This window comes from Desulfobulbaceae bacterium (assembly GCA_015231515.1).
Lineage (GTDB): Bacteria > Desulfobacterota > Desulfobulbia > Desulfobulbales > VMSU01 > JADGBM01.
In genome coordinates this window covers 1-7923 of sequence record JADGBM010000126.1, presented here as the reverse complement: position 1 = coordinate 7923, position 7923 = coordinate 1, and the positions used below count along the sequence as shown (strand labels likewise).

The window sequence follows — 7923 nt, the reverse complement described above, 5'->3', positions numbered from 1 at the left end:
TGGATCCCCGATAACGACATTCGGGGATGACGACCGTAAACCATCGTAATTTCGTCATTCCGGCATGTTCTTGGCCGGAATCCAGAAGATAAACAAAGCAATCTGCCTCCACTTTTGGAGAAGTTACAATACAATATTGGGACAGACCCCGATTTTTAATTGGGGTCTGTCCCCAATTTACCTCGGGGAAAACAATTACAGGGGCTTTGGTTAATCAGGGGACGCTTAATGTGGGGGCTCGCAATATGACAGTCGCTGGTAATATAACAGGGGCGGGAAATTTAGGCCTGTCCTTATCGTCGAGCACTTCCGGATATATTGTCAACTCTACCAATACAGCCGGTTATGCTCCAGGAGCAGCGGTAACCGTTTCGCCAACGCTAACAACGTCTATTGCCGATGGAAGTAAATATGCCCTTATTAGAGGAAAGGTGGGTAATGCGCCAACGCTGGCATCAATTACAGCCCCATCAAGTGGGTTGCTTTCATGGACTGTAACGGACGGAACAGCCTATGCTGGTTCGACCGATATAAACGGATATAGCATTATTGCCGAGGACGTTGTGATGGTGGCAACGCTACAAGAAGCAGCGTCATTAGCAGGTGTTTCTGAAAATACATCCGCTTCGGTTGATGCGGCGGCAAGCTACACAGGGGACAATGCTCAGTTAAAAGAAATTAGCCGTACTGTTCAGAATTTGTCGACGGCAGACGAAGTTAATAAAGCAGCCGTTGAACTTAGTCCAGACGTAACGCGTGGCGTAATTGAAGGGTCGAATAATGCAGTTATCGGAACGCTCAAAACAATTTCAACGCGTAGTGATATTATTCGGCTAGCTAGCCGTAATGTTATTACAGGGGTTAATGCAGGTGATGCAACTAAAAAGGCAGGGTTGTGGGGACAGTTTTTGGGTCATTATAGCGATCAAGAACAGCATGATGGGTTTGATGGGTATGTAGCTGAGTCGTCGGGAATTGTGTTCGGGATTGATACGCAGGTAAGCGATCAGGTTCGCCTAGGAGCGGCACTTTCTTATACAAATTCTCGGGTGAGCTTATCAGGAATAAATTCGGATGATAAAACAGATATTGATAGTTATCAGTCAACGGTCTATGGATCCTACATAGGGCACCCCCATTATGTTGATTGGTCGGTATCGTATACTAATCATCAATATGATACGCGTCGACTTATTTCATATACAGGATTTTCTGATACAGCGACAGGCGACCATGATGGTCATCAGTTTACAGTTGATGTCAATGGTGGTTATCCGCTTGAGTTTAAAGAGCTTATTGTCACGCCAGTGGCGGGGTTAACCTATTCCATGCTTCAGCAACAGGATTATATGGAATCAAGTCAGAATGGATCTGCATTGAGCGTAGATGATCGAACCGATTATTCGCTGAAGTCATCGTTAGGGGTGCGTGTGTCTAAAACATTTGAATCTGATAAATTTATGTTCACGCCTGAGTTCTCAACGATTTGGCAATATGAGTTTGAAAATGATCCATCGCTAACGACAGCGTCTTATGTAGCAGGCGGATCAAGCTTTACGAGTCGATCGGTGGGGGTTTCATCAAATGCGTTTATTCCAGGGTTAGCCTTAACCTTTGAAACCAAGGATAATTTAACCATACGATTAAAATATAGTGGCGAGACCCGCAAGCACTATCTGGGGCATAATGCGATGGCTGAAGTGCGCCTTGCTTTTTAATGGTTAATTCTTTGCAGTATCGTATGCTTTTAAGAATTCTAAAGCGTGTGAGTTGCTTTATCTTCATTGTTCCTTTGATATCCTGCACGTCTGCTCATCAATTCATAAACCATGCTGATAATATTGCTCGCCAGAATTACTTAAGTAAGAAGATCGTTCGGACAAATTTATTTTCTCTTGTTACATATTCTAAATTTAATGACACCGGCCAAAGTGTTCATGTTTACATCGAGGGGGATGGGCATGCATTTACGGCCAATAAGTATCCTTCTAGTGATCCTACCCCGCATGACCCCGTTGCGCTAAGACTGGCTGCGTTAGATCCCCAGCCAAATGTTTTATATATCGCAAGACCTTATCAATATCTTGGTGAGCAGTCTGATGCAGAACAGAAATATTGGACATCTCATCGATTCTCACAGGATGTTGTGGATGCTGTAGATCAGGCCATTGATCTTTATAAAGAGCCCGTTCATTCTTCTAGGATCAAGCTTTTTGGATTCTCCGGCGGTGGCGCGATCGCGACCTTGCTATCAGCCCAAAGAGGCGATGTTGATTTTCTTGTGACCATTGCTGGGAACCTGGATCATCGCATGCATAGTGAGATCCATAAAGTTGATCGCTTGAAAGGGTCTTTGGATCCTATTGATCATGTGGCCCGGCTAATTGGGGTCGAGCAAATTCATCTTGTTGGGGAAAATGACCGTATTGTCCCCAAAGAAATAGCTGAATATTTTTGTCAAATGAGCCGGGATGCCGGGGGAAGGTGCCAGGTCATTAAAGTCAGGGGTGTTTCACATGCAAATGGTTGGGCAAAGCTTTGGCCGAGACTATTAAAAGACAGGTTCTAGCCTATTTCACCCATCGATCCTATTTAGCGAATTAAAGCATAAGACCTCTATAAAGAATATTGGAAGAATATTGGGACAGGCCCCGATTTTTAATTGGGGTCTGTCCCCAATTTACCGCCCAATTTACCCAATTTACCCATGCTTTTTTGCTGATTGCTTGTTGTACGAGAAATTCACCGGGACTGTTTTTCCTTAATACCCGAGACCTGGGCAACAATTTTATGACCGGAACAAAATAATCCTAAAAATAGTCCCGCAGGGAGAGTTATTAGAAATCACCAATGATCCCTTATGGGCCTCGGCAATTTTCTGAACAATAGCAAGCCCGAGGCCGGTTCCCTTCTTTTTGGTTGTAAAAAAGGGAATAAAGACTTGCGATTTTTGGTGCAGCGGGATGCCACATCCATAATCGGTCACATCAATGATAATATTTTGGCCTTCTACTGAGGTTTGTATTGTCACTTTTCCCCCTTCCGGGGATGCCTGAACGGCATTAAGCAGAATATTAACAATCATCTGTTCCATGCGGTTGGCATCAAAGGCAACTTGAGGGAGGTCAGGTAAAAGCAGACTTTCAACTATGACCCCCTTCGCCCGTGCTGGCTCTGCCACGATAAGCAAACTGTTGTGTACCAGCTCATTGAGATTTCCCAAGTAAAGTTGCAGCTCCAGTGGCCTGCTAAAATCAAGCATGGTATGAAGCATTTTTTCCAGCCGTTCCGTTTCCTGTATAATGATATCGGCCTTTTGTAAATCGGGATCGTTACTTTTAAATTTCTTTTTAAGTTGCCGAGCAAAACCGCCAATGGCAATAAGTGGTGTTTTAATGTCATGGGCCACGGCGGCAAGGGATTTTCCCATTGCTGATAGTCTTTCATCCTGCAACAACCGTTCATGGGCAACAATCTCTCGGTCTTTCAGTATACCAATAAGCGTTGCCAGCAAATTGTAGAGTACCACCGACAGAAGTCTATCAAAATCATTCGGGGAAAAGCCCTGCCAATGCCAATAAACCAAGGGAACGTAGCAACTGGTAATTCCGATAGAGGTTAACAATCCACCCCGCAGGCCAAACCAGAAACAAGCAAGCACAATTGGCAGAAAATAAAGTTCTCCGTAAAAAACGTGATAGTAGTAAAGAGTACGGTCGGTAAAATAATGCAGAAGGCTGATGCCAGCCACAAGGATAACAATAAGGGTTATTTTAATTGCTCTTTTTCCCAAGGGGACCCCATTACAAACATTTTCAAATTTGACAATCATAAATGCGGTGATACCCGCCACATAATCAGACAAAACGGAAAGATCGAAGATAAGCTACTGGAGCTATCTGTTTATTACTCTGCAAAGAGGTGGAAAAATCTGCTCCAGCAGTTGCCCTTACTATTTATCTTTGAATAAGTCCAACTCTGGATATAGCTTTTTGGCACAATTCGGGCATATCCCATGACTGAATTGTGCCTCTGAGTGATCGCTGATATAGGACTCTATTTGACTCCAATATCCTTTGTCATCACGGATTTTTTTGCACGAGGCGCAAATTGGCAAAAAACCTTGAAGGATTTTAACCTCTTTCTTCAAAAATTCTAATTTTGTGACATCTCTATTGCTTCCGCGGATGCCAAGATCCATCCCATTTTCATCATGGACATGTCGGCAGACCTGATCAATCCATCGAACGTCCCCTGATTTGGTTATGAGACGGAATTGTACGGGTTCAACCTCACCATCTTCTGTCACACCGTGGCGGTGCGTTTTCCATTTTGTCAAGTCATCAGGATGAATAATTTTTTTTAATAAATCATTGTTTTGATAAAATTCTTCTGGGGAGTAACCAGTGATTGAAGTACAGGATGGAGAAACATAGAGGTAGGTTCCGTCAATACCTTGCCAATACTCCCAATCGCAGGAGAAATCAGCAATTAAGCGGAATTTCTGGTCGCTTTTGGCCAACGCCTCTTGCGAGACAGTAAGCTCTTCATTTAAAGATGATATTTTCTTCGAGTAGACAGAGAGTGGCTTGTAAACAAACAGAAAAAGTAGCGGTATTAAAAGAACAATTAAAACAGCCTGATCAACAAATACCCATAAACTATATGGAGTTTTAGTATGATACGTTATGAGTAAGCCAATCGCTTCTGCTATCATTACAGAAAAGATAATAACTAATAGCGTGTTTTTGATAGGCGGTGAAAAACGTTTGGGTTTCATTTCCATCTTCCATGGTAGAGGATATGTTACGACGATCTTCATCGTAGTGAATTTTTTTCAAATTATCTTTACAGCACAAGATATTCTATGTTTTTTCGCATTCTTTGAACAGCTTTTTCAATTAATCACTCGCAACAACTTCTAGTCATTTTCACAAAGAGCCATTTTTCCGTCTCAACTATCAGATATGTCAGCAATCCTGCAAACACGATCCGAGCCCAGGCCCCGAGGTCAATGGGAGCGCTCTGAAACAAACGATTCATTACCGGCAGATAGGTATAGGCAATCTGCACAGGCAGAATGGGCAGGGTGACACCAAGAAAAATGGCGGCCATAATGACCAGCCCTTCACCCAGATTTGTTGGCAGGGTCCATACGATGGATGATAAGTAATCGCTTTTTCAGCGGTGGGCCGGGAGAAAAAATTTACCTCTCCTAAACCTCTGCGCGAAGAAAAAACGCGCCCAAAACTTCCAATTTGCCGATTAACAGCCAAGGTCCTCAGTTCATTACCACTCAATCAGGCTGCCGTACCACTCGAAAATTTAAGCAGCCGCCCATTATCCCTAAATAACCCCTCAAAATTTACTACTGTTTTTTGAGAAATGTGTCAACCATTTGTTCGATTCACCGGCACCAGGCCAATATAGGCACAGTGTAAACTTTTTTTATAGTTGGCTGCGGTTAGATCACACTTTTCCTGTTCGGCGGCCAACAATTTACTAAATTGTTATAAAAGGCTCTTCATAAACGGGCCAGCCGTCATCGAATGGTTCGTATTCACGCTCTTTGATTTCCGCAATTGTTTCTGCAGGCGGGCTCGCCTTGTTTGGAGGGCCTCGTTTCGTCTCTTTCCATAGACCCAGGTGCTCAAGAATCTTTCGAATGACCGGTTTCTCGGTAATGAAACTGATAATCTTCATCTCCCCATGGCACTTGGGACACTCCAGGGGATCAACCTCCCATATTTTCTTGATGCATTCACGCCAAGTCGGTGAAGGAATCCGCCTGGGTTTATAGTTGGAGACATCGAGAATCGTTATTTTATCGGCTTCCTGCTGATCTTTAGCTTCCGCCGTCTCAGCTTTTAACCTATTCCCGCGCATCCGGTTTGAATACCAGCCATAATACTTCACCAGCTGAAAGTTCTTATTCGGGATATGCTGGGTGATAGAGGCAATAAACTCTTCAGCGGTGTATATGGAAAAATTCTTCTTGCCGCCTTTGATCTTGCGGTGGGTCATCTCGGAGTCTGCGCTTAACTCGATTTATAAACCACCATACCAGAGTTGCTGTTATAGGTGATTTTCCCGACCGAAAATGGGCTTCTGAGGATATACTGTGCCACAGCTGTCTGACCTTTTTGATCGTCACGGGCAATGAGCACGCCGTTGTCCACGGAAAAGCCCAGCATTATTAGGGTCAGAGCATTATTAGGGTCAGTGTCAGATTAAATGTTTAATTTTACTCTGACCCTATTTAATTTGCTATTTAATTTGACCCTATTTAATTGCTATTTAATTACTTACTGAAACTCGGCCAATTTATGCCACAAGGGCGCAGGTTGATTGAAAGGCCTGGTTTGTAGGAGATCACCCCCGTGAGCGATAAACTGAAAATTAGTGGTAATCAGATTTAATCTTGATTGCCGAATTTTGATTGCCGCAATCAATAAGTATACCTCATTGGAGTTATACTAAATCAATAAAAGGAAACCTCGTCAATCCAAATAGTTCCCTCAACTTGCGCCTCATTTTGGGTTTCTGTCACCAGCCATTGCAATAATTCAATTTTATCTAATTCAAGCCTCTGGTTTGTTCCTTTCTTTTTCGCCCAGTTTCTTTGAAGTGTCAGGGTAATAAAAGGTATTGATATCTCCTGCCAATTATTATTGATACCAATTTGCTTAAACCAGTTTTCATATTCCGGAGATTCCTTCTCGCTGTCTTTAAGTTGAAATCTGAGGGTTATGTCTCCCGTACTTTTAGCAAAAAATTTTATCCCCGTATACTTATCTAAAATCCTTTTTTGATTGTTTTGCAAATCTGCGACAATTCCCATGTCATCAAATTTGAGGTCTTTTTCTGTGCCTAATTTATAGGTCATGGCCAGAGAACGTTTTGTGCCGTTTGCACCTTGCCGGTCATCAAAGTAAACAAACTGATAACCTCCAATGCCGGTTCTCTTCTCTTTAGTTCTGCCAAGTATCCAACCTTCGACAAGGTCATTAGCCGGGTTCTCAAAGTCACCATTGATGTTGGTAATATTTCTGAATGCCTCGGACTTAAGTTCACTTAAGGAGCCAAGCAAATTTATTGCTGTGACAATTTGACCGCTTTCGGTGTTAATCAGCCGAAGATTTGCATTCCACTTATCATCGTTGGGCATGAATGTTCCGGTTAATATGAGGTCCGCGCCAAGAAGGTTCCCCGCTTGCTTAATATATTCAGGATCAACAATGCCAGATTGTGACAGCTTGATTTCATTTAAGATTGTCGATAATTTCTCTCTTTCAACAACGTTGAACTGGCCTGATTGAACTAAAGCAGAAGTCATGTCTTCCTGAATATACTTGGCAATGTCCTGGTTGTGTCCGGAAACAACCGAGAAATCGGTGATAGCTATTATTTTTTTGTCCAAATACAGTTCGCCTGAGTCGCCAACTTCAAATTCGTGTTTTTTGCTGCTGGCACTAACGAGAAGAGTGTTGCCGGAAAATCTTAAAACAACGACCTTCTCGCCCATAAAAATAGTTGTTTTGTCCTCGAGAAAATAAGTGCTGTCGATAATATGCTGAGCCAAGCGCAAGGCAAATTTAGATTTCTCAGAAAAGAGCACGGGCTTGTTTAATAATAGAGTCAAGGCTTTCCCGTCGATTTTCGTAATTTGGGCGGTCAAAGAAAAATTTGGGGTAATATTCAAGGCGCCACCGCTGGAATCTTTCTGGATTTCAGGTGTGCAGGCTGAAAGCAAAAGAGAACACCATATGCTAGAGAGAAATATCGTTTTTAAGCATACTTTCATTTACAAGTCCTTGTCTGGAATTTCAACTTGGGCTCAGGCCTTAAGCAGCGCTTGGCGCAGCTTTCGCCAACGTTGTCATTTTTTTAGCAATTTTTTTCCTCAAAACAGTCTTCTCATGA

Annotated in this window: 7 protein-coding genes and 1 pseudogene; 2 read left to right on the top strand and 6 right to left on the bottom strand. The window is 42.8% G+C overall.

Features of this window, described 5'->3' with window-relative positions; translation table 11 throughout:
• The first annotated feature begins 245 nt into the window (after positions 1–245).
• Both HQK80_14170 and HQK80_14165 read left to right on the top strand, forming a co-directional pair.
• Complete coding sequence (locus HQK80_14170; protein MBF0223343.1) at positions 246–1718, top strand: autotransporter outer membrane beta-barrel domain-containing protein; 1473 nt, start codon at positions 246–248, stop codon at positions 1716–1718.
• A 23-nt stretch (positions 1719–1741) separates the two neighbouring features.
• Entirely contained in the window at positions 1742–2569 is an 828-nt protein-coding gene (locus HQK80_14165; protein ID MBF0223342.1) for a dienelactone hydrolase family protein, read from the top strand.
• A 219-nt stretch (positions 2570–2788) separates the two neighbouring features.
• On the opposite strand, the gene HQK80_14160 is transcribed toward HQK80_14165, so the two are convergent.
• The 6 genes and pseudogenes from HQK80_14160 to HQK80_14135 all read right to left on the bottom strand — a co-directional run bounded on the left by HQK80_14160 (position 2789) and on the right by HQK80_14135 (position 7804).
• Positions 2789–3793: a hypothetical protein gene (locus HQK80_14160; protein ID MBF0223341.1), complete on the bottom strand. Its 1005-nt coding sequence runs from the start codon at positions 3791–3793 to the stop codon at positions 2789–2791.
• Positions 3794–3952: 159 nt separating this feature from the next.
• Positions 3953–4780, bottom strand: a complete 828-nt coding sequence (locus HQK80_14155; GenBank protein ID MBF0223340.1) for a PAS domain-containing protein — start codon at positions 4778–4780, stop codon at positions 3953–3955.
• 125 nt (positions 4781–4905) lie between these two features.
• Positions 4906–5160, bottom strand: a pseudogene (locus HQK80_14150) (hypothetical protein).
• Positions 5161–5502: 342 nt separating this feature from the next.
• Positions 5503–6024, bottom strand: coding sequence for a transposase (locus tag HQK80_14145; protein ID MBF0223339.1), 522 nt, complete (start codon positions 6022–6024; stop codon positions 5503–5505).
• A gap of 14 nt (positions 6025–6038) precedes the next feature.
• The gene (locus HQK80_14140; protein MBF0223338.1) at positions 6039–6194 is read right to left on the bottom strand and encodes a hypothetical protein; all 156 of its coding nucleotides are present in this window, start codon (positions 6192–6194) and stop codon (positions 6039–6041) included.
• A gap of 287 nt (positions 6195–6481) precedes the next feature.
• Positions 6482–7804 (bottom strand): hypothetical protein, encoded by a 1323-nt coding sequence (locus HQK80_14135; protein ID MBF0223337.1) that lies wholly within the window; start codon positions 7802–7804, stop codon positions 6482–6484.
• Positions 7805–7923: the final 119 nt, after the last annotated feature.